Origin of the sequence: Streptomyces sp. NPDC050674 (genome assembly GCF_040654575.1) — a bacterium.
GTDB lineage: Bacteria > Actinomycetota > Actinomycetes > Streptomycetales > Streptomycetaceae > Streptomyces.
The window spans coordinates 42,205-68,531 of sequence record NZ_JBFAIG010000020.1; the positions used below are offsets into that span (position 1 = coordinate 42,205).

The 26,327-nt window shown below is 71.6% G+C and carries 23 protein-coding genes; 15 read left to right on the forward strand and 8 right to left on the reverse strand.

The genetic code is table 11. From position 1 onward, the window contains the following. Window positions 1-14: 14 nt before the first annotated feature. Entirely contained in the window at window positions 15-1,016 is a 1,002-nt protein-coding gene (locus AB0I06_RS28485; RefSeq protein ID WP_363121691.1) for a TAXI family TRAP transporter solute-binding subunit, read from the reverse strand. A gap of 96 nt (window positions 1,017-1,112) precedes the next feature. Between AB0I06_RS28485 and AB0I06_RS28490 the strand changes: the two genes are divergently transcribed. Continuing rightward, window positions 1,113-1,520, forward strand: a complete 408-nt coding sequence (locus AB0I06_RS28490; protein ID WP_363121692.1) for a MazG nucleotide pyrophosphohydrolase domain-containing protein — start codon at window positions 1,113-1,115, stop codon at window positions 1,518-1,520. Window positions 1,521-1,667: 147 nt separating this feature from the next. Here AB0I06_RS28490 and AB0I06_RS28495 read toward each other — a convergent pair whose 3' ends face one another. Beyond that, complete coding sequence (locus AB0I06_RS28495; protein ID WP_363121693.1) at window positions 1,668-2,885, reverse strand: cation:proton antiporter; 1,218 nt, start codon at window positions 2,883-2,885, stop codon at window positions 1,668-1,670. 4 nt (window positions 2,886-2,889) lie between these two features. Next, window positions 2,890-3,375: a TrkA C-terminal domain-containing protein gene (locus tag AB0I06_RS28500; RefSeq protein ID WP_363121694.1), complete on the reverse strand. Its 486-nt coding sequence runs from the start codon at window positions 3,373-3,375 to the stop codon at window positions 2,890-2,892. Window positions 3,376-3,599: 224 nt separating this feature from the next. On the opposite strand from AB0I06_RS28500, the gene AB0I06_RS28505 reads away from it, so the two are divergent. From AB0I06_RS28505 to AB0I06_RS28520, 4 genes are all read left to right on the forward strand, one after another. After that, window positions 3,600-4,565, forward strand: a complete 966-nt coding sequence (locus AB0I06_RS28505; RefSeq protein ID WP_363121695.1) for a sensor histidine kinase — start codon at window positions 3,600-3,602, stop codon at window positions 4,563-4,565. After that, on the forward strand, window positions 4,565-5,218 hold the full coding sequence (locus AB0I06_RS28510; RefSeq protein WP_363121696.1) for a response regulator transcription factor: 654 nt from the start codon (window positions 4,565-4,567) through the stop codon (window positions 5,216-5,218). Before AB0I06_RS28505 ends, AB0I06_RS28510 begins: the two co-directional genes overlap by 1 nt. Before the next feature lie 64 nt (window positions 5,219-5,282). Then, entirely contained in the window at window positions 5,283-6,797 is a 1,515-nt protein-coding gene (miaB, locus tag AB0I06_RS28515) for a tRNA (N6-isopentenyl adenosine(37)-C2)-methylthiotransferase MiaB (RefSeq protein ID WP_363121697.1), read from the forward strand. Between the two features lie 58 nt (window positions 6,798-6,855). Then, window positions 6,856-7,569: a class III extradiol dioxygenase subunit B-like domain-containing protein gene (locus tag AB0I06_RS28520; protein ID WP_363121698.1), complete on the forward strand. Its 714-nt coding sequence runs from the start codon at window positions 6,856-6,858 to the stop codon at window positions 7,567-7,569. A 129-nt stretch (window positions 7,570-7,698) separates the two neighbouring features. On the opposite strand, the gene AB0I06_RS28525 is transcribed toward AB0I06_RS28520, so the two are convergent. After that, window positions 7,699-8,070, reverse strand: coding sequence for an antitoxin (locus tag AB0I06_RS28525; protein WP_363121699.1), 372 nt, complete (start codon window positions 8,068-8,070; stop codon window positions 7,699-7,701). Window positions 8,071-8,096: 26 nt separating this feature from the next. Beyond that, on the reverse strand, window positions 8,097-8,366 hold the full coding sequence (locus AB0I06_RS28530; protein ID WP_363121700.1) for a hypothetical protein: 270 nt from the start codon (window positions 8,364-8,366) through the stop codon (window positions 8,097-8,099). 182 nt (window positions 8,367-8,548) lie between these two features. Here AB0I06_RS28530 and miaA point away from each other — a divergent pair, with 182 nt between their 5' ends. From miaA to hflX, 6 genes are all read left to right on the forward strand, one after another. Further along, entirely contained in the window at window positions 8,549-9,487 is a 939-nt protein-coding gene (gene miaA / locus AB0I06_RS28535; protein WP_363121701.1) for a tRNA (adenosine(37)-N6)-dimethylallyltransferase MiaA, read from the forward strand. A 108-nt stretch (window positions 9,488-9,595) separates the two neighbouring features. Further along, a complete protein-coding gene (locus tag AB0I06_RS28540) occupies window positions 9,596-10,108 on the forward strand; it encodes a hypothetical protein (RefSeq protein ID WP_363121775.1) in 513 nt (170 codons plus the stop codon). Between the two features lie 73 nt (window positions 10,109-10,181). Further along, window positions 10,182-11,054 carry a diaminopimelate epimerase gene (gene dapF, locus AB0I06_RS28545; protein ID WP_363121702.1) on the forward strand — a complete coding sequence of 291 codons (873 nt, stop codon included), beginning with the start codon at window positions 10,182-10,184 and terminating at the stop codon, window positions 11,052-11,054. Between the two features lie 328 nt (window positions 11,055-11,382). Beyond that, complete coding sequence (locus tag AB0I06_RS28550; protein ID WP_363121703.1) at window positions 11,383-13,560, forward strand: HD domain-containing protein; 2,178 nt, start codon at window positions 11,383-11,385, stop codon at window positions 13,558-13,560. A 131-nt stretch (window positions 13,561-13,691) separates the two neighbouring features. Further along, window positions 13,692-15,209 (forward strand): M1 family metallopeptidase, encoded by a 1,518-nt coding sequence (locus AB0I06_RS28555; protein WP_363121704.1) that lies wholly within the window; start codon window positions 13,692-13,694, stop codon window positions 15,207-15,209. 140 nt (window positions 15,210-15,349) lie between these two features. Continuing rightward, the gene (hflX, locus tag AB0I06_RS28560) at window positions 15,350-16,843 is read left to right on the forward strand and encodes a GTPase HflX (protein ID WP_363121705.1); all 1,494 of its coding nucleotides are present in this window, start codon (window positions 15,350-15,352) and stop codon (window positions 16,841-16,843) included. 206 nt (window positions 16,844-17,049) lie between these two features. Here hflX and AB0I06_RS28565 read toward each other — a convergent pair whose 3' ends face one another. Then, a complete protein-coding gene (locus tag AB0I06_RS28565; protein ID WP_363121706.1) occupies window positions 17,050-17,499 on the reverse strand; it encodes a MarR family transcriptional regulator in 450 nt (149 codons plus the stop codon). A 54-nt stretch (window positions 17,500-17,553) separates the two neighbouring features. On the opposite strand from AB0I06_RS28565, the gene AB0I06_RS28570 reads away from it, so the two are divergent. Next, window positions 17,554-18,423, forward strand: coding sequence for an NmrA/HSCARG family protein (locus AB0I06_RS28570; RefSeq protein ID WP_363121707.1), 870 nt, complete (start codon window positions 17,554-17,556; stop codon window positions 18,421-18,423). Between the two features lie 161 nt (window positions 18,424-18,584). Here the strand turns inward: AB0I06_RS28570 and AB0I06_RS28575 are convergent, their stop codons facing one another. Next, complete coding sequence (locus AB0I06_RS28575) at window positions 18,585-19,796, reverse strand: hypothetical protein (RefSeq protein ID WP_363121708.1); 1,212 nt, start codon at window positions 19,794-19,796, stop codon at window positions 18,585-18,587. Window positions 19,797-20,063: 267 nt separating this feature from the next. Beyond that, on the reverse strand, window positions 20,064-21,287 hold the full coding sequence (locus AB0I06_RS28580; protein ID WP_363121709.1) for a hypothetical protein: 1,224 nt from the start codon (window positions 21,285-21,287) through the stop codon (window positions 20,064-20,066). A 439-nt stretch (window positions 21,288-21,726) separates the two neighbouring features. Between AB0I06_RS28580 and AB0I06_RS28585 the strand changes: the two genes are divergently transcribed. The 3 genes from AB0I06_RS28585 (at window position 21,727) to AB0I06_RS28595 (ending at window position 26,115) form a co-directional block, all read left to right on the forward strand. After that, the gene (locus AB0I06_RS28585; protein ID WP_363121776.1) at window positions 21,727-23,019 is read left to right on the forward strand and encodes an aminotransferase class III-fold pyridoxal phosphate-dependent enzyme; all 1,293 of its coding nucleotides are present in this window, start codon (window positions 21,727-21,729) and stop codon (window positions 23,017-23,019) included. A 344-nt stretch (window positions 23,020-23,363) separates the two neighbouring features. Beyond that, window positions 23,364-25,238: an IucA/IucC family protein gene (locus AB0I06_RS28590; protein WP_363121710.1), complete on the forward strand. Its 1,875-nt coding sequence runs from the start codon at window positions 23,364-23,366 to the stop codon at window positions 25,236-25,238. 76 nt (window positions 25,239-25,314) lie between these two features. Beyond that, window positions 25,315-26,115, forward strand: a complete 801-nt coding sequence (locus tag AB0I06_RS28595; RefSeq protein WP_363121711.1) for a GNAT family N-acetyltransferase — start codon at window positions 25,315-25,317, stop codon at window positions 26,113-26,115. The last annotated feature ends 212 nt before the right edge of the window (window positions 26,116-26,327 follow it).

A 26,327-nucleotide genomic window follows, 5' to 3' on the forward strand; every position in this document is an offset into this window, starting at 1 on the left:
CCGGGAAGAGTGCCCTACGGCTTGACCGACTGGTAGTAGCGCTGGGCGCCGACGTGCAGTTGCAGGGGGTCGGTGTAGATCGCCGTGCGGACGTCGACCAACTGGGCGGAGTGGACGGTCGCGCCGATGAGGTCCCGGCTGTCCAGCACCGTACGGGTCAGCCATTCGGTGAGCCGCGGATCCACGTCGCTGCGGGTGAGCAGCAGGTTGGACACCGCCAGGGTCGGCACCGGGTCGCCGCGCTGGATGGTGGGGTAGGCCGACTCCGGCATCTTGGTGGCCCGGTAGTAGCGCGTGGCGCCACCCTGGTCGTGCAGCTTGGCCACGAGCGTGGCGTCGATCGGCACGAACCGGAACGCCGAGGACGACTTCTTGGCCAAGCGGCTGAGCCCGTCCGTGGGCAGTCCGCCCGACCAGAAGAAGGCGTCGAGGCCGCGTCCCAGCCGCCGCGGTCCGGTGTCGATGCCGTCCGACGACGGCTTGATGTCCTTCTGCGGATCGATGCCGGCGGCCTTGAGCACACCGTTGGCTATCAGCCGGACACCGGAGTCGGGCAGCCCTATGGCCACGCGCTTGCCCCGCAGGTCCGCGACGGAGTGGATGTCCGAGTCGGGCGGTACGACGAGCTGGACGTAGTCGTCGTACAGACGCGCGACGCCGCGCAGCCGGTCGGCGTCCGGGGCGTCGCCGAGTTTGTACGTGGCGACCGCGTCGGCCGCGGCGATGGCGAAGTCGGCCTTCCCCGTCGCCACGTCGGCGACGTTCTCCTGGGAGCCGGCGCTGGTCATCAGCCGCACGTTCAGGTCGGGCATGTCCTTGTCGATCTCGGTGCGCAGCAGTTCGCCGTACTCGTGGTAGACCCCCGCGCGGGTGCCCGTGCTGAACCTGATGGTCCCGCCCGGCGGCTCCTCGGCCCAGGGACGCAGCCACCACAGCAGCAGACCGAGGACCACGAGGGCGGCGGCGCCGACCTGCAGGGCCCGGCTTCTGCCGATCGGGGGGAACGTCCTGGACATGCGGGCGATCCTGCCAGCCGGGGTGCCCCTGTGACCAGGGTGGGGGTCACAGACGGGGGCGGGGGAGTGTCGGTGGCCGCCACTACAGTCGCCCCCATGAGCTCTTCGCCCGCCGACCTGGTCCGTGAATTCCACCGCGCCTTCGAGCTGGACGCCCGCACCACACCGACGGAGGTGTCGCCGGAGCTCGCGGCCCACCGTGGCGAACTGCTCGCCGAGGAGGCGGCGGAGGTGGCCGAAGTGTCGGTGAACGGCCCCCTCGACCGGCTCGCCCACGAGCTGGCCGACGTGGTCTACGTCGCGTACGGCACCGCCTTGGTGCACGGCATCGACCTCGACGCGGTGCTCGCCGAGATCCACCGCTCCAACATGACGAAGATCGGGCCCGACGGCGTGGTCTCGCGCCGCGAGGACGGCAAGGTCCTCAAGGGCGACCACTACGAGGCACCGGACGTATCGGGGGTGCTGCGCAGGCAGGGGTGGGTGCCGGGTGGGGAGGCCTGAACGGGAGTGACGACCTCCGACGCCGGGCTCCGGGGCTGCCCCGCTGCCCCCTGGCTCGGGCGGCCGGGGCGTCTCGGGTCACTCGGACAAGATCATCAAGCCGCCCGGCTCACACCCACCCCACCCCACCCCACACCCCGGCCCTCCTCAATCGGCAACCGGCGCCTCGGCCTCCGTCGCCCGGGGTAGGGGCTCCGGGCGGTGGGGCTCGCGGCGGCGGGTCCACCAGCTCGCCACCGGCTCGGTGTAGCGCGCGGTGAGGGGGCCCAGGACCACCAGGATGAGGACGTAGGCCGTGGCCAAGGGGCCCAGGGACGGTTCGATGCCGGCCGAGACCGCCAGGCCGGCGATGACGATGGAGAACTCACCGCGGGCCACCAGCGCGCCGCCCGCCCGCCACCGGCCCTTGACCGAGATCCCGGCCCGCCGGGCCGCCCAGTAACCGGTGGCGATCTTCGTCAGCGCGGTGACGGCGGCCAGTCCGAGGGCCGGCAGCAGGACGGGCGGGATGCTCGACGGGTCGGTGTGCAGCCCGAAGAAGACGAAGAAGACCGCCGCGAACAGGTCACGCAGGGGGCTCAGCAGGGTGTGCGCACCCTCGGCGACCTCCCCCGACAGCGCGATGCCCACCAGGAAGGCCCCCACCGCCGCCGACACCTGGAGCTGCTGCGCGACACCCGCGACCAGGATCGTCAGGCCCAGCACGACCAGCAGCAGCTTCTCCGGGTCGTCGCTGGAGACGAACCGCGAGATGACCCTGCCGTAGCGCAGGGCCAGGAACAGCACGAGTCCGGCCGCGCCCAGCGCGATCGCCAGGGTCACGCTCCCGGCCATCAGCCCGACCCCCGCCACGAGCGCCGTGACGATGGGCAGGTACACCGCCATCGCCAGGTCCTCCAGCACCAGCACGCTGAGGATCACCGGCGTCTCCCGGTTGCCGACCCGGCCCAGATCGCCCAGCACCTTCGCGATCACGCCCGACGACGAGATCCAGGTGACACCGGCCAGCACGACCGCGGCCACCGGCCCCCAGCCGAGCAGCAGCGCCACGGCCGCCCCGGGCAGCGCGTTGAGGGCGCAGTCCACCAGACCGGACGGGTAGTGGGTCTTGAGGTTGGAGACCAGATCGCTCGCCGTGTACTCCAGGCCCAGCATCAGCAGCAGCAGGATGACGCCGATCTCCGCGCCGGTGGCGATGAACTCCTCGCTCGCACCCAGCGGCAGCAGACCGCCCTCACCGAAGGCCAGACCGGCCAGGAGGTACAGGGGTATCGGGGAGAGCCGGAACCGGGCGGCGAACCGGCCGAGCAGGCCGAGGCCGAGGATGATGGAACCGAACTCGATGAGCAGAACCGCGGAGTGCAAGGGCTCACTCCCGCCCGAGTATGGTCGCGGCCGCGTCGACGCCCTCACGGGTCCCGACGACGATCAGCGTGTCCCCGCCGGCCAGCCGGAAGTCCGGCGCGGGCGACGGGATGGCCTCGGCCCGGCGCAGCACGGCCACCACCGACGCACCCGTCTCCGTCCGCATCCGCATGTCGCCCAGCACCCGCCCGTTCCACCGCGAGGTCGCGGGCACCTCGATCCGCTCGGCGACCAGCCCCAGGTCCGTGGTGTACAGCAGGCTCGGGCTGTGGTGGGAGGGCTTCAGCGCGTCGATCAGCGAACCCGCCTCCGAGCTGGTCAGCCGCAGGGAGTGCGCGCAGGAGTCGGGATCGTCGGACCGGTAGACGTTCACCGTGCGCGTGCCGTCGCGGTGCGCCACCACCGACAGATGGCGGTGTTCCCGGGTCTCCAGGTCGTACTGGACCCCGATACCCGGTAGTGGCGTCGCCCTCAGGCGCGGAGCTGACACGTTGCTTCCCCTTGTCCGTCTTGTTCGTTCGATTGGTCTTGGTCGTCGCACTTTGTCGGCCTGATGAGCGGTGCCGATCATCGGACGGTCCAACTCCGCATGCTCCCATCCGGCCGTACGGTGACGACATGGGTGTCGTGACGGATATACGCGGTGGCCGGTCGCCGGAGAGGCTGGACGGGGCGGTGCACTGCGCGAGGGCGGGAAGGAGCGGATCCACAAGCGTGTCGTTGTTCTGGCGGATCTTCTCGCTCAACGCCGCCGGCCTGGTCGTGGCCACCGCGCTGCTGCTCGGCCCGGTCACCGTGTCCACCCCCGTCCTCGCGGGCGAGGCCCTCGTCCTGCTCGGCGGTCTGGCGCTGCTGCTCGCCGGAAACGCGCTCGTGCTGCGCTTCGGCCTGGCGCCCCTGCAACGACTGGACCGGGCCATGGCCACCGCTGACCTGCTGCGTCCGGGCTCCCGGCCCGTGGTCGCGGGGCCTGCGGAGGCGGCCGGGCTGATCACGACGTACAACACGATGCTCGACCGGCTGGAGGCCGAGCGGGCCGCGGGCGCCGCCCGGGCCCTGTCCGCGCAGGAGAGCGAACGGCACCGGATCGCGCGGGAACTCCACGACGAGGTCGGGCAGACCCTGACCGCCGTCCTCCTCCAGCTCAAGCGCGTCGCCGACCGGGCGCCGGAGGACCTGCGCGAGGAGGTGGGCCAGGCGCAGGAGGCGACCCGGGCCGGCCTGGACGAGATCCGACGGATCGCCCGCCGTCTGCGCCCCGGCGTGCTGGAGGAACTCGGTCTGACCAGCGCCCTGCGCTCGCTCGCCGGCGAGTTCACGACCCACGGGCTGACCGTGCGCCACCACATCACCGGCGAGCTCCCCGCCCTGACCCCCGAATCCGAACTCGTCGTCTACCGCGTCGCCCAGGAGGGCCTGACCAACACCGCCCGGCACGCCGCGGCCGACCGCGCCGAACTCCGCCTCCAGCCCGTCCCCGGCGGCGTGGAACTCCTCGTGCGCGACAACGGCACCGGCCTCGGCGACGCCCCCGAGGGCTCCGGCATCACGGGCATGCGCGAACGCGCACTGCTGATCGGCGCGGCCCTGACCCTGGAACCGGCGCCGGACGGGGGCACCGGCGTACGACTGCGCATCCCGGTCGCCCCGCGCGAACCAGCGACTGAAGGACCCCGCTGATGTCCCCACCCATCCGTGTCCTGCTCGCCGACGACCACACCCTGGTGCGCCGGGGCGTACGCCTCATCCTGGACGGGGAGCCCGATCTCACGGTCGTGGCCGAGGCCGGGGACGGCGCCGAGGCCGTCGCACGCGCGCGTGAGACCCCGGTCGACCTCGCCGTCCTGGACGTGGCCATGCCCCGGATGACCGGCCTCCAGGCCGCCCGGGAACTCTCCCGCCGACTGCCCGACCTGCACATCCTGATCCTGACGATGTACGACAACGAGGAGTACTTCTTCGAGGCGCTCCGGGCCGGGGCCAGCGGCTACGTCCTCAAGTCGGTCGCCGACCGCGACCTGGTCGAGGCGTGCCGGGCGGCCGTGCGCGACGAGCCGTTCATCTACCCGGGCGCCGAACGCGCCCTCGTCCGCTCCTACCTGGAGCGGCTGCACCGCGGAGACGGCCTGCCGGAGAGGGCCATCACCGAACGCGAGGAGGAGATCCTCAAGCTGGTCGCCGAGGGCCACACCTCCAAGGAGATCGGTGAACTCCTCTTCATCAGCGCCAAGACCGTCGAACGCCACCGCGCCAACCTCCTCCAGAAGCTCGGCATGCGCGACCGCCTGGAGCTGACCCGGTACGCGATCAGGGCCGGACTCATCGAACCCTGAGCCCGGGACGGCGGTTGTCCACAGGCGGCCGGGCCACGTTCGCCGAGCGCCTACCCTTGTCCCCATGAGCAGCATCGACCGGAGCCAGTCAGTGGGCGGCACGCGCACATACGAGGTACGCACCTACGGGTGCCAGATGAACGTCCACGACTCCGAGCGATTGTCCGGGCTGCTGGAGGACGCGGGCTACGTCCGCGCCCCCGAGGGCGCCGACGAGGCCGACGTCGTCGTCTTCAACACCTGCGCCGTGCGTGAGAACGCCGACAACAAGCTGTACGGCAATCTCGGCCACCTCGCCCCGAAGAAGGCCAGCCGTCCCGGCATGCAGATCGCCGTCGGCGGCTGCCTGGCGCAGAAGGACCGCGACACGATCGTGAAGAGGGCGCCCTGGGTGGACGTCGTCTTCGGCACGCACAACATCGGCAAGCTCCCGGTCCTGCTGGAGCGTGCCCGCGTGCAGGACGAGGCGCAGGTCGAGATCGCCGAATCGCTGGAGGCGTTCCCCTCGACGCTCCCCACCCGCCGAGAGAGCGCCTACGCGGCCTGGGTGTCCATCTCCGTCGGCTGCAACAACACCTGCACCTTCTGCATCGTCCCGGCCCTGCGCGGCAAGGAGAAGGACCGCCGGCCCGGCGACATCCTCGCCGAGATCGAGGCCCTGGTCGCCGAGGGCGTCTCCGAGATCACCCTTCTCGGACAGAACGTCAACGCCTATGGCTCGGACATCGGCGACCGCGAGGCCTTCAGCAAGCTGCTGCGCGCCTGCGGGAAGATCGACGGCCTGGAGCGCGTCCGCTTCACCTCCCCGCACCCGCGCGACTTCACCGACGACGTCATCGCCGCCATGGCCGAGACGCCGAACGTGATGCCGCAGCTGCACATGCCGCTCCAGTCCGGCTCCGACCCGGTCCTGAAGGCGATGCGCCGCTCCTACCGTCAGGAGCGCTTCCTCGGGATCATCGAGAAGGTCCGCGCCGCCATCCCGCACGCCGCGATCAGCACCGACATCATCGTGGGCTTCCCCGGCGAGACCGAGGAGGACTTCGAGCAGACGCTCCACGTGGTGCGCGAGGCCCGCTTCGCCCAGGCCTTCACCTTCCAGTACTCCAAGCGCCCCGGCACCCCGGCCGCCGAGATGGACGGACAGATCCCGAAGAAGGTCGTCCAGGAGCGCTACGAGCGGCTCGTCGCCCTCCAGGAGGAGATCTCCTGGGAGGAGAACAAGAAGCAGGTCGGCCGCACCCTGGAGCTGATGGTCGCCGAGGGGGAGGGCCGCAAGGACGACACCACCCACCGTCTGTCCGGCCGCGCCCCCGACAACCGGCTCGTGCACTTCACCAAGCCGGACCAGGAGGTCCGCCCGGGCGACGTGGTCACGGTCGAGATCACCTACGCCGCCCCGCACCACCTCCTCGCGGAGGGCGCCGTGCTGGACGTGCGCCGCACGCGCGCGGGCGACGCCTGGGAGAAGCGGAACGCCGCCGAGAAGGCCAAGCCCGTCGGTGTGATGCTGGGCCTGCCCAAGATCGGCGCCCCCGCGCCGCAGCCCGCCGTGGCGAGCGGTTGCGGCTGCGACTGAGCCGGGCCACTGCCGCCCTGTGCGGTGACGGCGGCTCCTGAGGGTTACCCTGCCGATCATGCTTGTCGCCGCCGCTGTCTGCCCCTGCCCGCCCCTCCTGATTCCCGAGGTCGCGGCGGGCGCCGCCCCGGAACTGGACGCCGCCCGGGCCGCCTGCACGGACGCGCTGGGCGTGCTCGCCGCCTCCCGTCCGGGCCGCCTCGTGGTGGTGGGCCCGGTCGGCGGTGCCGGGTGCGAGCCGTACCCGGAGGGCGCCCGGGGGTCGTTCCGGGGCTTCGGCGTCGACCTGGACGTACGGCTGGGAGCGGACGGGAACGCGCGCCCGGAAGCACGACTGCCGTACTCGCTGGCGGTGGCCGCCTGGCTGCTGGAGCGCACCGGGTGGTCCGACGCCCCGCTCGAGGGACTCGGGGTGGGGGAGTCGTGCGCGCCCGAGCTGTGCGCGCGGACCGGGCGGGACATCGCCGCCCGGGACGAGCGGGTGGCCCTGCTGGTGATGGGGGATGCCAGTGCGTGCCGGACCCTCAAGGCGCCGGGCTATCTGGACGAACGGGCGGCGCCCTTCGACGCGGAGGTCGCCCGGGCGCTCGGCGCGGCGGACGTGGCCGCGCTCGCCGGCCTCGACCCCGTGCTGGCCCAGGAGCTGAAGGTCTCCGGCCGAGCCCCCTGGCAGGTCCTGGCGGGCGCGGCCGAAAGCGCTGACCTGGGCGGATCGCTGCTCTACGAGGACGCGCCGTACGGCGTCGGATACGTCGTGGCCACCTGGTCGTAGCTGGGGAGCGGGCGCGGGTCGCCCTTTGTTGGATGCCGTACTCCCGGCAAGCACGGGAACGGCGGACGGCCGGGAGCCCTCGTGCTCCGCGGCCGTCCGCCGATGTGCCTTTTCCGTATACCGACGCGCTCAGGAAGTGGGCGGTGGCCCCTCCGGCGGCGGGGTGGCGCCCGCGGCCGGAGGTGGAGTCGTGCCGCCCGTGCCGGGCGACGTCGTCGTGCCACTCGCGCCGGGCGACGTCGTGCCGCCCGTGCCGGGTGTCGTCATGCCGCCCGTGCCCGGTTCGCCGTCGTCCTTGTGCGCGAACCGGCCCATGGCACCCTTGGCCCGGCCCGTACCCGACTGGATCCTGTCGCTGTACTTGCCCTTGGTCCTCTTGTCGACGGCCTGCGCGGCCTTGTCGAGACCGTGGTGGATCTTGTCCTCGTGCCGCTGTGCGAGGTCCGAGACCTTGCCCTTGGCCGGGCCCAGCTTGGCTTTCACGTTGTCCAGGAGACCCATGGCTCACCTTCCCTGGCGCGGGGCGGTCACGTACGGGCGCCCTCACCGGCCTCGTTGTCGGCCGCCTTGTCGGTCGACTGCTGCTTGGGGATGTCGGCGACCTCGGGCTCGTTGGCCTCCGGGGCGGCTTCGGCAGCCTCCCCGGCCGCTTCCCCGGCCGCGTCCTCGCCCTTCGCCTCCGCGGTCCCGGCCGCCTCGGTCTCGGGAGCGGCCTGGGCCGTGTCCGTCTGACCTTCGGCCGCAGGCGTCTCCGCCGTGGCCTTCGACCGCCGAAGAATTCGTGCCAAAACGCCCATATTCACTCCATACGTTACTCGTGCGGGCGAAATCCCGCGTTGCCCGGTGCGTCCGTTTGCGCGGCCCGGGCCACCGCCCTCGCGATCCGGCGGCAGGAACCTCGCAACGGGCAACGACCCCGCGGCCGTGGCGTCACGTAACTCGTTCGAGAGCAGGGTGGGAGGTTTGCGAGACTGGGGCGGTGAGCAGTGCACCCCCCGCCCCCCGCGTCATCGCCGTCGTCGGCCCCACCGCAGCCGGAAAGTCCGATCTGGGCGTCTTCCTGGCCCAGCGTCTCGGCGGGGAGGTCGTCAACGCCGACTCCATGCAGCTCTACCGAGGGATGGACATCGGCACCGCCAAGCTGACGCCCGAGGAGCGCGGCGGCGTCCCCCACCATCTGCTGGACATCTGGGACGTGACCGCCACGGCGTCCGTCGCCGAGTACCAGCGCCTGGCCCGGGAACGGATCGAGGCGTTGCTCGCCGAGGGCCGCTGGCCGATCCTGGTCGGCGGCTCGGGACTGTATGTGCGCGGGGCCGTCGACAACCTGGAGTTCCCGGGTACCGACCCCGAGGTCCGCGCCCGCCTGGAGGAGGAACTCACGCTGCGCGGCTCCGGTGCGCTGCACGCCCGTCTGGCCGCCGCCGACCCCGAGGCCGCCCGTGCGATCCTGCCGAGCAACGGACGCCGGGTGGTCCGCGCCCTGGAGGTGATCGAGATCACCGGCAAGCCCTTCACGGCCAACCTCCCCGGCCACGACTCGGTGTACGACACCCTCCAGATCGGCGTCGACGTGGCCCGCCCCGAGCTCGACGAGCGCATCGCGCGCCGGGTCGACCGGATGTGGGACGCCGGCCTCGTGGACGAGGTGCGCGCACTGGAGGCGCAGGGGTTGCGCGAAGGGCGTACGGCGTCGCGTGCGCTCGGCTACCAGCAGGTGCTCGCGGCGCTCGCCGGGGAGTGCACCCTCGAAGACGCGCGGACCGAGACCGTCCGTGCCACCAAGCGCTTCGCGCGCCGCCAGGATTCCTGGTTCAGGCGCGACCCGCGGGTGCACTGGTTGAGTGGGGCGGCGGCCGATCTCGCGGAACTTCCGCAGCTGGCGCTGTCCTTGGTCGAACGACCGGTTACAGCCTGATCACGTCATGGCATCGGGACGCCCAGGCCGTCATCCGGTCGTTCGACGGCGTGCCATCATCGAGCTTCGATCGACCGAGTTGAGTCCTAGTTGGGAGGGCGCGTGGCGATGGAGGCCGGCCCTCGCGACACCGCACGAAGCACCGATCACATCACCGCCGAGCGGGAGGGGACGGAGCGCGGGGACGCGCCCGAGCAGGAGGCGGACCACCTAAGCTCCGACGGGCCCGACGAGACACAGGGTGTGACCGACGACGGCCCCGAGCCCGGCGAGATGTTCGCCGACGAGGTCGAGGTCGAGCTGCGCCCGCAGCGCCGGCTCCGCATCTGGCAGCTGGCGCCCATCGTGGGCCTCGCGGCACTCGGTTCCCTGATGTTCGCCTTCCCGCTCGCCTTCGACTTCGGCGACAGCGGGGCCGTCATCGCCATGCTGGGCCTGCTGATCTGTTCCTGCGCGGCCGGCTGGGGCATGATGGCCGCCCGCCGGGTCGGCTACACCTGGCCGGGCCTGCCCGCGAAGGGCTCCGGCCGCAGACCCGACTGGCGGGTCGTCCTCGCGTACGCCCTGCTCGTGGCCGTCGTGGTGGTGCTCGCCGTGTGGCGCGTGGCCCGGCTGCGCTGATCGCCACAGAGGCGCGGGAGCGCCCTCGCGGGCACGCCGGGGCGTTGTCGCAGGCACCCCTTACGATCGAGGCATGAGCACGCGGATCGCCTTCCTCAAGGGGCACGGCACCGAGAACGACTTCGTGATCGTCCCGGACCCCGAGAACGTCATCGACCTGCCCCCGGCCGCCGTCGCCGCCCTGTGCGACCGGCGCGCGGGCATCGGCGGTGACGGGCTGCTGCACGTCGTGCGGTCCGCCGCGCACCCGGAGGCGCAGGCCATGGCCGCCGACGCGGAGTGGTTCATGGACTACCGCAACGGCGACGGCTCGATCGCGGAGATGTGCGGCAACGGCGTGCGGGTGTTCGCGCGCTACCTCCAGCGCGCCGGTCATGTGGCCGAGGGAGACCTCGCGGTCGCCACACGCGGGGGCGTGAAGACCGTGCACATCGCCAAGGACGGGGACGTGACCGTGGGCATGGGCAAGGCCGTCCTCCCCGACGGTGACGTCACGGTGAGCGTCGGTGAGCGCAGCTGGCCCGCGCGCAACGTCAACATGGGCAACCCGCACGCGGTCGCCTTCGTGGACGACCTGGCCCACGCCGGGGATCTGTACGCCCCGCCCCCCTTCAGCCCGGCTGCCGCGTACCCGGACGGGGTGAACGTCGAGTTCGTGGTCGACCGCGGCCCCGGGCACGTCGCACTGCGCGTGCACGAGCGCGGCTCCGGTGAGACCCGCTCGTGCGGCACGGGCGCGTGCGCGGTCGCCGTGGCCGCCGCCCGCCGCGACGGCGCCGACCCGACGGTCACCGGCACCCCCGTCACGTACACCGTGGACGTCCCCGGCGGCACCCTGGTGATCACTGAGCGGCCCGACGGCGAGATCGAGATGACCGGCCCGGCCGTGATCGTGGCCGAGGGCGAGATCGACGCGGACTGGCTGGAGACGGCCACGTCCGCCTGAGCCGCTGCGGATCGCCCTGGAACACCCGCACGCCTCCCGCGCACCTTCGGCCACTCGACCCGACCCCATCCGGCCCGACTCGAAACCACCGTTGTCAATCGGCCACTTGGCGGAAATCACACCTTGGGGGCCGTGGTGTGCGGGGGTACAAACCTCACATTCGTCCCTCGAATGGGTGATCAGTTTCACGCTCGGCGAGAGGCGGTCGGTCCGGCATGGTGGGCTCGGTAGCATCAAGCACCGGCCCGGACGGGGGACCGAAGCCGCCTCCTGAGCCGTGTCCGCTCTGGGGCACCCCGTCCGCCGGTTGACGCAGCCGGAGGTGCCCATGAGTGCGGAGGCCACGAATTCCGTGACCCCAGGCCCGTTGCCGGGCGCGGTGTCAGGACCGGTGACGCCGACAGCCCCCCGCAGAAAGGCCCGCCCCCGGATCGACCTGCGCCGTCTCGGCCGCGCCGCCCTGCTGGGCCCCGCCGCCCGCGGCCGGCTGCCCGACGCCATCAGCCACGTCGTCGACGCCCACCGCGCCCACCACCCCGACGCGGACCTCGAACCCCTGCGTCACGCCTACGTGCTGGCCGAGTCCTCGCACCGCGGCCAGATGCGCAAGAGCGGCGAGCCATACATCACGCACCCGCTCGCCGTGACCCTGATCCTCGCCGAACTGGGCGCCGAGACCACGACGTTGACCGCGTCCCTGCTGCACGACACCGTCGAGGACACGGATGTGACGCTCGACCAGGTCCGCGACCAGTTCGGCGAGGAGGTCCGCTACCTCGTCGACGGCGTCACCAAACTGGAGAAGGTCGACTACGGCGCCGCCGCCGAACCCGAGACCTTCCGCAAGATGCTCGTCGCCACCGGCAACGACGTCCGCGTCATGTCGATCAAACTCGCCGACCGGCTGCACAACATGCGCACCCTCGGCGTCATGCGCCCCGAGAAACAGGAGCGCATCGCCAAGGTGACACGTGACGTGCTCATCCCCCTCGCCGAGCGCCTCGGCGTCCAGGCCCTCAAGACCGAACTGGAAGACCTGGTCTTCGCGATCCTGCATCCCGAGGAGTACGCGCACACCAGGGAGTTGATCGTCCGCAACGCGGCCCGCACGGACGACCCGCTCGCCGAGGTCGCCGACGAGGTACGCGCCGTGCTGCGCGAGGCGGACATCCCGGCCGAAGTCCTCATCCGCCCCCGCCACTTCGTCTCGGTGCACCGCGTCTCCCGCAAACGCGGCCGGCTGCGCGGCTCCGACTTCGGCCGTGTCCTGGTCCTGGTGAACGAGGACGCCGACTGTTACGGCGTGCTGGGCGAACTGCACACCTGTATGACCCCGGTGGTCTCGGAGTTCAAGGACTTCATCGCCGTACCGAAGTTCAACCTCTACCAGTCGCTGCACACGGCCGTGGCGCGTGAGGACGGACAGGTCGTCGAAGTCCTCATCCGCACGCACCAGATGCACAAGGTCGCCGAGGCCGGTGTGGTCGCCCTCGGCAACCCCTACGCACCCGCCCCCGACGACCCGGCCGACGGCGAGAGGGTCGACCCCACCCGCCCGGGCTGGCTCTCCCGGCTCCTCGACTGGCAGGAGGCCGCGCCCGACCCCGACCACTTCTGGTCGACCCTGCGCGAGGATCTCGCCCAGGACCGGGAGATCACGGTGTTCCGGCCCGACGGCGGCACCCTCGGCCTGCCGGAGGGCGCGACCTGTGTGGACGCCGCGTACGCCCAGTACGGCGAGGACGCGCACGCCTGCATCGGCGCCCGGGTGAACGGCCGTCTGGCGACGCTGAGCACCGTCCTCAAGGACGGCGACACGGTGCAGCTGCTCATGGGCCAGGACGCGGCGTCGGAGCCCTCCCGGGAGTGGCTGGAGCACGCCCACACGCCAGCGGCCCGGATCGCCATCCAGCGCTGGCTGGCCGCCCACCCGGCGCAGGCGGAGTCCCAGCACAGCGAGGCGCGGACCACGGAGGAGCGGACGGCGCTCCGCCCGGCCGATGTTCCCGACGCGGACACGGCGGCCCCGGAGCAGCCCGCCGATCGCCCCGGCACCGGCCATGTCCTCGCCGACCTGCCCGGTGCGACCGTCCGGCTCGCCCGCTGCTGCACCCCCGTACCGCCCGACGAGATCACCGGCTTCGCCGTACGCGGGGGCGCGGTCACCGTGCACCGCGTGGAGTGCCCCGCGGTGGCGCGCATGAAGGACGGGGGGCGTACGGAGGTCGGCGTGCGCTGGGGTGAGGCCGCCGAGTGCCGGGTCACGCTGACGGCCGAATCGTTCGTCCGTCCGCATCTGCTGGCCGACCTCACCGAAGCCATGGCTTCCGAGGGGGCCGAGATCGTCTCGGCGACCGTCGAACCCCCGACCCAGCAGCAGGTGCGGCACACGTACACGGTGCAGCTGCCCGACGCGAGCCACCTGCCCGCCCTGATGCGCGCGATGCGCGAGGTGGCCGGGGTGTACGACGTCAGCCGGGCGCAGCCACAGCCGCAGAACGGCTGACCGGCGGCCCGGGCTCGGGGCGGTCCCGCGGGCGGGCGGGGCGGCACCCGGCGCAGGCCCCGGTCCCCGGTTCGGGTGGGACGAAAGCGCGCCGTCCGCGCCTCGCACAGGCGCGCTGATAGCCGTGGGACATGCTCCTGACCCCCCACAACCAGGTCACCACCCCCACCCGGCGCCGCCGCACCGCCGCCGCCCTGCTCACCTCGGCGATCTCCGTCTGCCTCGTCGCCGCCAGTGCCCCCGTCGTCCCGCTCGGCGTCGGCGACCGCCTCTTCCCGTACCTCGGCAACCCCGGCTACGACGTGGCGGCCTACGACCTCTCCTTCACCTACGCGGGCGACAACAGCGAGCCGCTGCGGGCCGTCACGACCATCGACGCCTGGACCACCGCCGACCTGGACCGCGTCAACCTGGACTTCGCCCACGGCACGGTCGAGTCCGTCGAGGTCGACGGCGACCCCGCCCAGTTCCGCACGGCCGGCGAGGACCTGGTGATCACGCCCGAGGACGCGGTCTCGGACGGCCGCTGGATGCGGATCACCGTGCGGCACACCAGCGACCCCGTCCCCGCGAAGGACCGCGAGGGCGGCTGGGTGCGCACCGCGGACGGTCTCGCCATGGCCAACCAGGCCGACGCCGCGCACCTGGTGTTCCCCTGCAACGACCACCCCTCCGACAAGGCGATGTTCACCATCCGGGTCACCGCTCCCGACGGGCACACGGCCGTCGCCAACGGGCTGCCCGCCGCAGTGGAGAAGTCCGGCGGGAGGACCACATGGACCTACCGCAGCCGGCACCCCATGGCCACCGAGCTCACCCAGGTATCCATCGGCCGCTCCACGGTCCTGCACCGCACCGGCCCGCACGCCCTGCCCGTGCGGGACGTCGTCCCCACCGAACACCGCGCGGCCCTCGAACCCTGGCTGGAGAAGACGCCCGCCCAGATCGCCTGGATGGAGAGCAAGGTCGGCCGCTACCCCTTCGAGACGTACGGCCTGCTCATGGCCGACGCCACCACCGGCTTCGAACTGGAGACCCAGACGCTCTCCCTCTTCGAGCGGGAACTGTTCACCGAGCCGGTCTACCCCCCGTGGTACGTCGAATCGATCATGGTCCACGAACTGGCCCACCAGTGGTTCGGCAACAGCGTCGGCCCCCACACCTGGTCCGACCTGTGGCTCAACGAGGGACACGCCACCTGGTACGAGGCGCTGTACGCCGAGGAGCAGGCCGGCAAGCCGCTGCGGGACCGGATGAAGGCGGCCTACGGTGCCTCCGACCGCTGGCGCGCCGCCGGGGGACCACCCGCCGCCCCCAAGGCACCCGACACCGCCCGCAAGACCAGCATCTTCCGGCCCAACGTCTACGACGGCGCGGCGCTCGTCCTGTACGCCCTGCGCCAGGAGATCGGCCGCCCGGCCTTCGAACGCCTGGAACGCGCCTGGGTCACCCGTCACCAGGACGACACGGCCACGACGCGGGACTTCGTCCGGCTCGCCGCCGAGATCTCCGGGCGCGACCTGGGCGGCTTCTTCCAGGACTGGCTGTACGGCGAGAAGACCCCGCCGATGCCGGGGCACCCGGACTGGAAGCCGGAGACGCCCGCCGAGCCGCAGGCCCCTGCGGAGCGGACCGCGCCCCGGCCCTGACGCCCGCCCGATAACCCGGTGACGAGACGCCCCGTGCCGTGCGACCATCTTCAGGTCGGCGCGGTACGGAGCGCCGGGAATCTCCCGGACCGCCCACGCGTTGCAGACAATGAACGACTTCCCATCGACGTAAGGATCCAATGACCTCCTCTTCTTCCTCCTCCCAGGACACCAAGCGCTTCGCGCACAGCCACCCCGAGGGTCTTCGGGCCGATGCCCTGATGGAAGAGGACGTCGCCTGGAGCCACGAGATCGACGGAGAGCGGGACGGCGACCAGTTCGACCGCTCCGAGCGCGCGGCCCTGCGCCGCGTTGCGGGCCTCTCCACCGAGCTCGAGGACGTCACCGAGGTCGAGTACCGCCAGCTCCGTCTGGAGCGGGTCGTCCTCGTCGGTGTCTGGACCTCGGGAACGGTGCAGGACGCGGAGAACTCCCTCGCGGAGCTCGCCGCCCTCGCGGAAACGGCCGGCGCGCTGGTGCTCGACGGTGTCACCCAGCGCCGTGACAAGCCCGACGCGGCCACCTACATCGGCTCCGGCAAGGCCGAGGAGCTGCGCGACATCGTCATCGAGACGGGCGCGGACACCGTCATCTGCGACGGTGAGCTCAGCCCCGGCCAGCTGATCCACCTCGAGGACGTCGTCAAGGTCAAGGTCATCGACCGGACGGCCCTGATCCTGGACATCTTCGCCCAGCACGCCAAGTCCCGAGAGGGCAAGGCGCAGGTCGCGCTCGCGCAGATGCAGTACATGCTGCCGCGGCTGCGCGGCTGGGGTCAGTCGCTGTCCCGGCAGATGGGCGGCGGCAAGGGCGGCGGACTCGCCACCCGTGGTCCCGGTGAGACCAAGATCGAGACGGACCGGCGCCGGATCCGCGAGAAGATGGCGAAGATGCGCCGGGAGATCGCGGAGATGAAGACCGGCCGCGAGATCAAGCGCCAGGAGCGCAAGCGCCACAAGGTGCCGTCCGTGGCCATCGCGGGCTACACCAACGCGGGCAAGTCCTCGCTGCTCAACCGCCTCACGGGCGCGGGCGTGCTGGTCGAGAACGCCCTGTTCGCGACCCTCGACCCGACCGTGCGCCGGGCCGAGACCCCGAGCGGACGGCTGTACACGCTGGCCGACACGGTCGGGTTCGTGCGCCATCTGCCCCACCACCTGGTCGAGGCGTTCCGCTCCACGATGGAAGAGGTCGGCGAGTCCGACCTGATCCTGCACGTGGTCGACGGTTCGCACCCGTTCCCGGAGGAGCAGCTGGCCGCCGTGCGCGAGGTGATCAGGGACGTCGGCGCCACCGGTGTTCCCGAGATCGTCGTGATCAACAAGGCCGACGCGGCCGACCCGCTGACGCTCCAGCGGCTGCTGCGCGTCGAGAAGCGGTCCATCGCCGTCTCGGCCCGCACCGGCCAGGGCATGGACGAGCTGCTCGCGCTCATCGACAACGAGCTGCCGCGTCCGTCGGTCGAGATCGAGGCGCTCGTGCCCTACACGCACGGCAAGCTGGTCGCCCGTGCCCACGACGAGGGCGAGGTGATCTCCGAGGAGCACACCCCGGAGGGCACCCTGCTCAAGGTGCGGGTGCACGAGGAACTGGCGGCGGAGCTCATGCCGTACGTTCCGGCGCCGGCGCTCTGAGCATGACCTGAGCGCGCGTCTCGTCCGACGCGAGAAGGCCCGCCCCCCATGCCGGGGAGCGGGCCTTCAGCATGTGCGGGTCACTGACCGCCGTACGTCTTGCTCATGTTCTGGTGGAGCGCCTCGGCGTCCCGGCCGGGCTGCGGACCGGCCGGCCAGGTGTTGCCGGCCCGGGTTCGCCGGCCGAGCGTTCGTGCGGGCGGCCGTCATTCCTTGCCGCGCAGGCGGGCGATCTGCTGTCGGGAGAGTTCAACGGTGCGCCGCATGTGCCGGTACAACAGGGCGCGCTCGTCCTCGGTGTAGTCGGCGAACATCGCCCGCCATCCCTCGCCCAGTTCGGACCACAGCTCCATGAGATCCCGCATCGCCTCCGGGACCGGCTCCACCCGGACCCGGCGGCGGTCGGTCTTGTCGCGGTGCCGGACCACGTAGCCCGCCTTCTCGAGACGGTCGACCAGCCGCGTCGCCGATCCGCTGGTCAGGCCGGTGAGTTCGGCGATCCGGCCGGTGGTGAACGGGCCGGGCTCGGCGGTCAGCAGATTGAGGCACTGGACGTCGGTGGGGTGCAGCTTGAGGTGGTCCGCGACCGCCTGGTTGAACATGACGTACGAGGCCAGGTACCGGCGGGACTCCTGCTGGAGTTCGTCAATCTGCATGCATACCTCGCTAAATATCTGCGTGACGCAGTAACTGTGTTGTACGGTAACCGCATGACGAAGGAATCCTACCGGCCCGTGGTGGCCGTCGCCGGAGCGTCCGGCGCCCAGGGCGGTGCGGCCGCCCGCTCGCTGCTCGATCAGGGCTTCCAGGTCCGTGCCCTGACCCGCACCCCCGACTCGGCCGCCGCCCACGCGCTGAGGATCCTCGGCGCCGAGGTGTACGCGGCCGACTTCGACGACAGCGAGTCGCTGGAGGCGGCCCTGAAGGGCGCTGACGGATTGTTCGCGATGTCCACGCCATTCGGCTCGGACCCGGAGACCGAAGTCCGGCAGGGCATCGACCTGCTGGAGGCCGCCCGTGGCGTCCGGCACATCGTGTTCACCTCGGCAGCGCACGCCGACCGCGGCACGGGCATTCCGCACTTCGAGAGCAAGTACCGCATCGAGCGGCACCTGCGAGGGCTGGGTGTGCCCTGGACGATCCTCGGTCCGGCCGCGTTCATGGACAACTACCGGGTCGAGTGGTCGCTCGAGGGTCTGCGTGCAGGCCGGTTCGTGCTGCCGATGCCGGCCGACCGGCCGTTGACACTGATCCCCGCGCGGGACATCGGTGCCTTCGCGGCCCATGTTCTCGCGCGGCCGCAGGAGTTCGCGGGCCGGCGCATCGACATCGCTTCCGACGAGCTGACCTGCCTGGAGATCGCGGAAGCCCTGACCGGGGTGTGTGGCCGGCCGATCGCCTTCGAGCGGCTGCCGATCGCCCGCGCCGAGGCGTTCTCGGCCGATCTCGCCGCGATGTTCCGTTACTTCACCGAGGTCGGCCTCGATGTGGACGTGGACGCACTGCGGCGTGACTTTCCGGAGATCGGCTGGCATCGCTTCGGTACCTGGGCGGCCGAGCACACCTGGCCGGTCGGCTGACCCCGCGCGGTCGGCACATAGCCGGACTCATGCCACGAGCATGGCGTGCAGGCGCTCGGCCGGGGTTTCCCGGCCGAGCGTTTTGGATTCCCTGAACCGTGGCGTTGTGACAACCACGAGAACGGAAGTGACCGGGGGAGCGGGCCTTCAGTGTGTGCCGGTCACTGACCGCCGTACGTCTTGCTCATGTTCTGGTAGAGCGCCTCGGCGTCCCGGCCCAGCTGCGGACCGGCCAGCCAGGTGTTGTCGGCCGGGCCGATCGAGGTGTTGGAGACCAGCACGGACTTGCCGTTCAGGACCCGGAACCAACCGCCGCCGGAGGAACCGCCGGTCATGTCGCAGCCGATGCGGTACATCGTCGGCAGGGAGGGGCTGAGCGAGAACCGGCCGGGGACGTCGATGCACTTGAACATCTTCTCGCCGTTGTAGGGCGGCGCGGCCGGGTAGCCCCAGGCGCCCATCTTGCGGGACTCGGCCGCGGACGGGGCGGAGAAGTCCACGTCCAGCGCGGCGCCGACCGTCTCCTCCAGCGACTTGGCCCCCTGCTCGGGCTTCACGTGCAGCACGGCGTAGTCGTACGCGGCTCCGTCGCCGCCCGTCTCCGAACCGCCGTGGATCCACTGGTTCGAGGTCGAAGCCCAGTTCGCCCACCAGTTGCCGTACGGGGCGATCTCCGTCGGGTTGGCGTTGGTCAGCTCCGCCTCGGACTTGCCGAGGTCGTTGTAGGCCGGGACGAAGACGATGTTGCGGTACCAGCCGCCGTCGCCACCGGCGTGCACGCAGTGCCCCGCCGTCCACACCAGGTTGGACTTGCCCGGGTGGTTGACGTCCTTGACGACCGTGCCGGAGCAGACGGCCGGGCCGTCGGGGGAGTCGAAGAAGACCTTGCCGACCGGCGCCGCGTTGCGGTGGTACGGCGTCTTCTCGGCCTGCGCTCGGACGGGTGCCGGGTCCGGGTCGCTGACGCCCTGGCCGGCCGACGCGTCCTTGGTCGTGACCGTCTTCTCGGCCTCCTCAGCGGACTGCATCCGCTCCGGCTTCCAGAGGCCCTCGATCACCGGGTTGACGAAGTCCTTGGCGTCACTGAGCCACTTGTCCTTGTCCCAGTCCTTCCAGCCGCCGTCCTTCCACCGGTCGACATCGATCCCGTGCTCCTTCAGCTTGCCCGCGAGGTCCGCAGGGATCTCGACCTTGCCGCCGCCGTCAGCGGCGGCCGGGGAGCTGGTGGCGTCGGGCTTGTCGCTCGCCTTGTCGTCGGAGCCGTTGCAGGCGGTCGCGGTGAGCGCCAGGGCGGTGACGAGTCCGGTGGCGGCGAGGACGGCGCGCCGCCGGCGCCTGGGCGCGGGCGCATGGGTGGAACGTGTGGAACGCATGGTGGATGACCCCCGTTGGTGCGTGTGAATGCGTGCTGGTGCTGGTGCTGGTGTTTGCGTCGGTGCGTGAGGTGTGGGGTGTGCCGTGCCGGTGTGGGCGCGTGCCGCGTCGGCAGGTCACGGGCGCACGGGCACAGGAGTGCCTCCGGTGCGGATGGATCCGCGCGACACCCCACTATGCCCGTGGAGTTGAGGGCGTACCGGGGTGGGGCGGTGAAGGTTTCCGCTGGGTGCGCCGCCCCACCGACGGCGTCGTTCAGCCTGCTGTCACCGGTCGGCGAACTTCTTGCTGACCGAGTCGTACACGCCCTTGGCCACATCGCCCAGGCGCGGACCGGCCAGCCAGCCCGACGTCACCGGGCCGATCGAGGTGTTGGACACCAGCGCCGGCTTGCCGTCCGCGCCGGTCGCGATCCAGCCGCCGCCGGACGAACCTCCGGTCATGGTGCAACCGATGCGGTACATCGTCGGGTCCGAGGCCGTGACCGACAGCCGGCCGGGCCGGTCCTGGCACCGGTACAGCTTCTGCCCGTCGTAGGGCGGCGCGGCCGGGTAGCCGATCGCCGTGACGCTCTTGACCTGCGGCACCGCGGGCGCCTTGAAGTCGACCGGCAGCGCCGAACCGACGATCTCCTCCAGTGACTTGCCGCCGCTGCCCTTCTCCGGCGTCACATGGATGACCGCGAAGTCGTACGGAGCGCCGTCCCCGCCCGTCGAACCTCCCTGCTCGATCCACTGGTCCGAGGTCTGCGCCCAGTCGCCCCACCAGACACCGTAGGGAGCGACGTCCTCGCGGGTGGCATTCTGAAGCGCCTCCACCGGCCGGCCGTCGTCGTTGTACGACGGCACGAACGCGATGTTGCGGTACCAGCCGCCCTTCTTGCCCGCGTGCACGCAGTGACCCGCCGTCCACACCAGGTTCGACTTGCCCGGGTGCGCCGGGTCCGTGACCACGGTCGCCGAGCAGACGGCGGAGCCCTCGGGGGAGTCGAAGAACACCTTCCCCGCCGTCGGGGCGTTGGCGTGGTACGACGGCGGTACAGCCTGAGCCTCGACCGGCTCGGGCGTCGGGTCGGTCACGCCCTGGTCACCGGAGAGATCGCCGGTGTCGACACCCTGGTCGGGCTCCTCGGCCTCCCGCATGCGGTCCGGGTTCCAGAGCCCCTCGATGATCGGGTTGATGTACTCGTTGGCCTCGCGCAGCCAGTCGTCCCGGTCCCAGTTCTTCCAGGCGCCGTTCTTCCACTTGTCGATGTCGATCCCGTGCTCGCGGAGCCGGTCCCTGATGTCGTCCGGGATCCTGAGCTTGCCGTCGTCGGAGGCCGTGGCGGACGCGGAGGCCTCACCGTCGGCCGTGGCGTCGCCCGACTCGCAGGCGGTGGCGGTCAGCGCGAGTACGGAGGCGAGGGCCACGGCAGCCAGGACGGGGGAGTTCCTGCGGCGCGCTCTCCCCCCTCGACTGACGACGGACAACGGCCCTTTGGATCGCATGATGTGACTCCCCCTGATATGGAACGAACGTGGACGAAACCGGTGCCTGGGCCTCGATTCCCGCTGCTCTGCGGGATGTTCGGGCCACCTCACGGTGTCCGGGAACGGCATCACACCCTATGCGGTGGCTGTGGGGGCGATCCGACGGATCCGCAACAGTTCCGTTACGGAAAGGATCTTGAGGCAACCCGTAACCGGGTGAGTGATCCGCGGTTGGTAGCGGTGGGGGGCCTGCTGTCTGTGCGCGGTCCTCTGTGCCCGTGCCCAAGGGGAGGTCAGTGAAGTCGTGGCGGAATCCACCCATGCGGGGTGTGCGTCGGAGGAGGCCGCGGTGGGGCCTGCGCAGGTGAAAACTCCCCGCGAGCTCCTCGGCGACAGGGCCGTCCCTGCCCCTGCGGCCCCTCCCGTCCTCACGGCACGCTCGGCGCAGGAAGGGGTCCTGCGCCGCCATCCCACTCGCGAGTCCGCCGCCCGGACCTACGCCCGTGCCCTCCCGATCGTGCCGGTACGGGCCCGGGGACTGACCATCGAGGGCGCCGACGGCCGCCGCTACCTGGACTGCCTCTCCGGCGCCGGCACACTCGCCCTCGGCCACAACCACCCGGTCGTCCTGGAGGCCATCCGCAAGGTCTTGGACTCCGGTGCGCCGCTCAATGCCCTGGACCTGGCCACACCCGTCAAGGACGCCTTCCTCACCGAACTGCTCCGCACCCTGCCGAGGGGACTGGCCGATCGGGCACGCGTGCGGTTCTGCGGACCGGCCGACAGCGAAGCCATCGAGACCGCCTGCGCGTTGCTGCGCACGGCCACCGGCCGCAGTGGCGTGCTGACGTTCACCAGCGCCGGAGGCGGAACCGAGTCCCACCTCGACCACTCCAGGGGCGGGGTGCCGCTGCCCGCCGGAGTGATCGTCGAGCCGGTCCAGGGCGAAGGCGGGATGGTCCCCGCGCCGGACACCTGGCTGCGGCGCATGCGACAGCTCACCGCCGACCGGTCCGTCCCACTGATCGCCGACGAGACCCAAACGGGCGTGGGTCGCACCGGCGCCTTCTGGGCGGTGGAGCACAGCGGCGTGACCCCCGACGTAATGGTCCTCTCGAAGGCCATCGGCGGCAGCCTGCCGCTGGCCGTGGTGGTGTACAGCGACGACCTCGAGACCGCGGAAACCGGCATTCCCTCGGACACCTTCCAGGGCAACCAACTCGCCATGGCCGCCGGCACGGCAACCCTCGCCCACGTCCGCGAGAACGCCCTCGCCGACCGCGCGGCAACCCTGGGGGCGCGCATGCTGCACCAACTCCGCGGCCTCGCCTCCGAATTCTCGTGGGTCGGGGACGTGCGGGGGAGGGGACTGATGATCGGGGTCGAGTTGACGGACCCGGAGGGAGCACCCCAGGCGCCGTGTCCGGCCCCCGCCGCCGAGGCAGGCGCGGGGACGGAGGTGGGGACGGGCGCGGGGCCGAGGGCGGGGGCTCGCGCGGGGGCGCTGATGCCGTCGGGCCCCACCCGGCCGCCCCTTGCCGCCGCTCCCGCCTTCGCCGCCACCGTCCAGCAGGAGTGTCTGCGACGCGGGCTCATCGTCGGCCTCGGCGGCCCCCACGCGAGCGTCGTGCAACTGCTGCCGCCCCTGACCATCACCGACGAACAAGCGGCAGCCGTGCTGGACCGCCTGGCCGACGCGGTCGGGGCAGCGGCTCGACTCCGCGGGGGTGACACGGCAGCCGCACCGTGAACACGGCGAGCCTCTGCGGCGTGAAAGGCCACGCACGCCCGTGGATCTGCGGGCCGAGTCGTCTCTCATTCGAAGCCGTGCGGGCCCCGACCTGTCTGCCCGTCAGGTGCCCGGACGCCCACATGCCGCATGCTCCTGCGCACCCTTCCCGCGCCGCCGAGTGGAGCCCCTCGGTTCGCGCCCACTCGCATGACTCGGAACCACGCCAAGAGGGACCTTCCTTGAACGCCACCCCCCACCCTGACGACCACGCACCGACGCCGGCGTCGGGCCAAGGTTCCTCGGTCGACCCTTTGACCGCGGAGGCGCCACCTCACCCGGGCGTTCCACGGCAGCGCCCGGCGATGGAACCGGGCAAGCGACCGGGCGAAGTCCACGGCATCGACCCCTTGGATCATCCCGCCCCGCACGTAGCCGCCCAGACGGCCGCCATGGAGAACCTGCTCCGCTGCTGGGCGCGCGAGACCGACCAGACCGCTCCTGCCGACGGGGTCCTCCATGTGCCCCTTCCGGCCAGCGGAGCGGCTCTCCTCGCCCCCGTCCGCTACTGGTCTCCCACGGGCTGGCACCGTTTCGGCCCTGCGCGTCTCGCCGGTGCCCCCGAGCACGCCCCACCGGTCGATGCGGTCACGATCGCCGCTCTGCTCGCCCGGGAGACGGCCGCAGGCGCCCGTCGCCCCGGCTGCGCCACCGACTCCGGCTCGACGGACACCCCCCGCTCCCTCACCGCTGACGCCGGTGACAGCGCGGAACTCGTGGCGGGTGTAGCCGACTCCCTGAGACGCGTCGCCGGCTTCATCACCGACCGCCGGAACCGCCCGGCAGACGGACCCGACCTCTTCCTCTCCGCCGAGCAGGCACTCCTTCTCGGGCATCCCCTGCACCCGACCCCCAAGAGCCGCGAAGGCCTCTCCGAAGCCGAAGCGCTGCTGTACTCACCTGAGTTGCGCGGCTCCTTCCCCCTGCACTGGATGGCAGTCGCCCCCTCCGTCCTCGCCACCGACTCCTCCTGGACCGAACGCGGCCGTCCTGTCACCGCACCTCTGCTCACCGCCCGCCTGGCCGGTGCCGGACCGGTCCTACCGGACGGGTACGCCCTGTTGCCCCTGCATCCCTGGCAGGCACACCAGGTCCGGCACCGTCCCGAGATCACCGATCTGCTCGACAGCGGACTGCTCCATGACCTGGGCACCCACGGCGCGCCCTGGTACCCCACCTCCTCCCTACGGACTGTCTACCGGCCCCAGGCCCCCGCGATGCTCAAGCTCTCACTGGGCCTGCGCATCACCAACTCCCGTCGCCAGAACCTCCGTAAGGAGCTCCACCGTGGCGTCGAAGTCCACCGCCTGCTCCGCAGCGGCCTCGCGCAGCAGTGGCGAGCCGTGCACCCGGACTTCGACATCGTCCGGGACCCGGCCTGGCTCGCCGTGGACACCACGGACGGCGACCCGGTGCCCGGACTGGACGTGATGATCCGCCACAACCCGTTCAGTCCCTCGGACGACGTCTCCTGCCTGGCCGGCCTCGTCTCGCCGCGCCCGTACGTATCGGCCACGCCGGATGAGGCGCCGGGGCACTTCGGAAGGCGCCAACCGAGCATGCGCTCCCGGTTGGCGGAGGTCGTCACGCGTCTCGCCCGCCGCACCGGCCGGCCCCGGGGCGCCGTGGCCGCCGAGTGGTTCCTGCGCTACCTCGAGCACGTCGTGCGGCCCGTGCTGTGGCTGGACGGTGAGGCCGGCATCGCCCTCGAAGCGCACCAGCAGAACACCCTGCTCCTGCTGGACGCCGAGGGGTGGCCCACGGGCGGCCGCTACCGCGACAACCAGGGCTACTACTTCCGCGAGTCCCGGCGCGCGGGTCTCGACGCCCGGTTGCCCGGCCTCGGGGAACGGAGCGACACCTTCGTCCGCGACGAAGTCACCGACGAGCGGCTGGTGTACTACCTCGCCGTCAACAACGTGTTCGGTCTCATCGGCTCCTTCGGCTCCCAAGGCCTGGCTGACGAGCGACTGCTGCTGGCCGCCTTCCGCCGCTTCCTCGAACACATCGCCTCCGGTCCGTCCCGGCTGCGCACCTCGCTGCCCGCCCGGCTGCTCGAGTCACCCGTACTGCGCTGCAAGGCCAACCTGCTGACCCGGCTCCACGGCCTCGACGAACTCGTCGGCCCGGTCGCCACCCAATCCGTCTACGTCACCATCGCCAACCCCCTGCACGTTTGATCACCCTGATCCGTCGCTCGACCACAACTGACCTCCTCCATCCCTGAGGACAAGCCCCTGCTGAGAGGAGCGTTCGGTGCCTCCCGCCGACCCGATCACCGAGAGCGGACCTGCCGTCCCCGCCATGGCCGATGCGGCCTCCTGCGGAGGGTCACGCGCCGACTGGGACAACCGGCCCGATGAGCGCCATGGGGTGGACGGGCAGGGCGAGGACACCATGGACTTGCGTCTTCCGGCCGAGCTCGTCGCCCTCGCCGGCGTGACCCGAGACCTGCCCCGGCCCTCCTCCTTCCTCCCGCGTCACGACGACCTCCTCGACGGTGTCGCCGACTGGGGGCCGGTCGACACGTCGGCGGGCGTGTTCCACCTGGTCCCCGTCCGTCTGGAACGCGACCTCCCGCTCATCTGCCGCTGGATGAACGACCCCGCCACCGCGGCGTACTGGGAGCTGTCCGGCCCGCAGGACGTGAGCGAGGAACACCTGCGGGCCCAGCTCGCCGGCGACGGTCGCAGCGTGCCGTGCGTTGGCGTGCTGGACGGAGCCCCGATGAGCTATTGGGAGATCTACCGGGCGGATCTGGACCCGCTGGCTCGTCACTACCCCGCCCGGCCTCACGACACGGGAGTCCACCTCCTGGTCGGCGAGGTCGCCGACCGGGGACGCGGCCTCGGCGGTCTGCTGCTCCGGGCCGTGGCCGATCTCGTTCTCGCGCGGCGGCCTTCCTGTGCCCGCGTCGTCGCGGAACCCGACATGCGCAACACCCCCTCCATCGCCGCTTTCCTTACCGCCGGCTTCCGGTTCTCCGCCGAGGTCGACCTGCCCGGCAAGCGGGCCGCCCTCATGGTCCGAGACCGGTCCCTCCGGCATCTGCTGTAGCGCTGTGTCACCGCGCCATCACTCATTGAACGCGGCCCGGGCCGCCGCAGTTCCCACTCGGCGCGCGAATTTCCGAGAAGATCCGCAAGTCCTCACTCCGCGTCCAGCGCACAGCGCAAGCCCCGGTCCACAGCCCGCGCCACCACCGCCCCCACCAGCATCGCCGAGGAGCCCGAGGTCTTGATCCCACCCCCTGCCCTCGCCTTGATCGC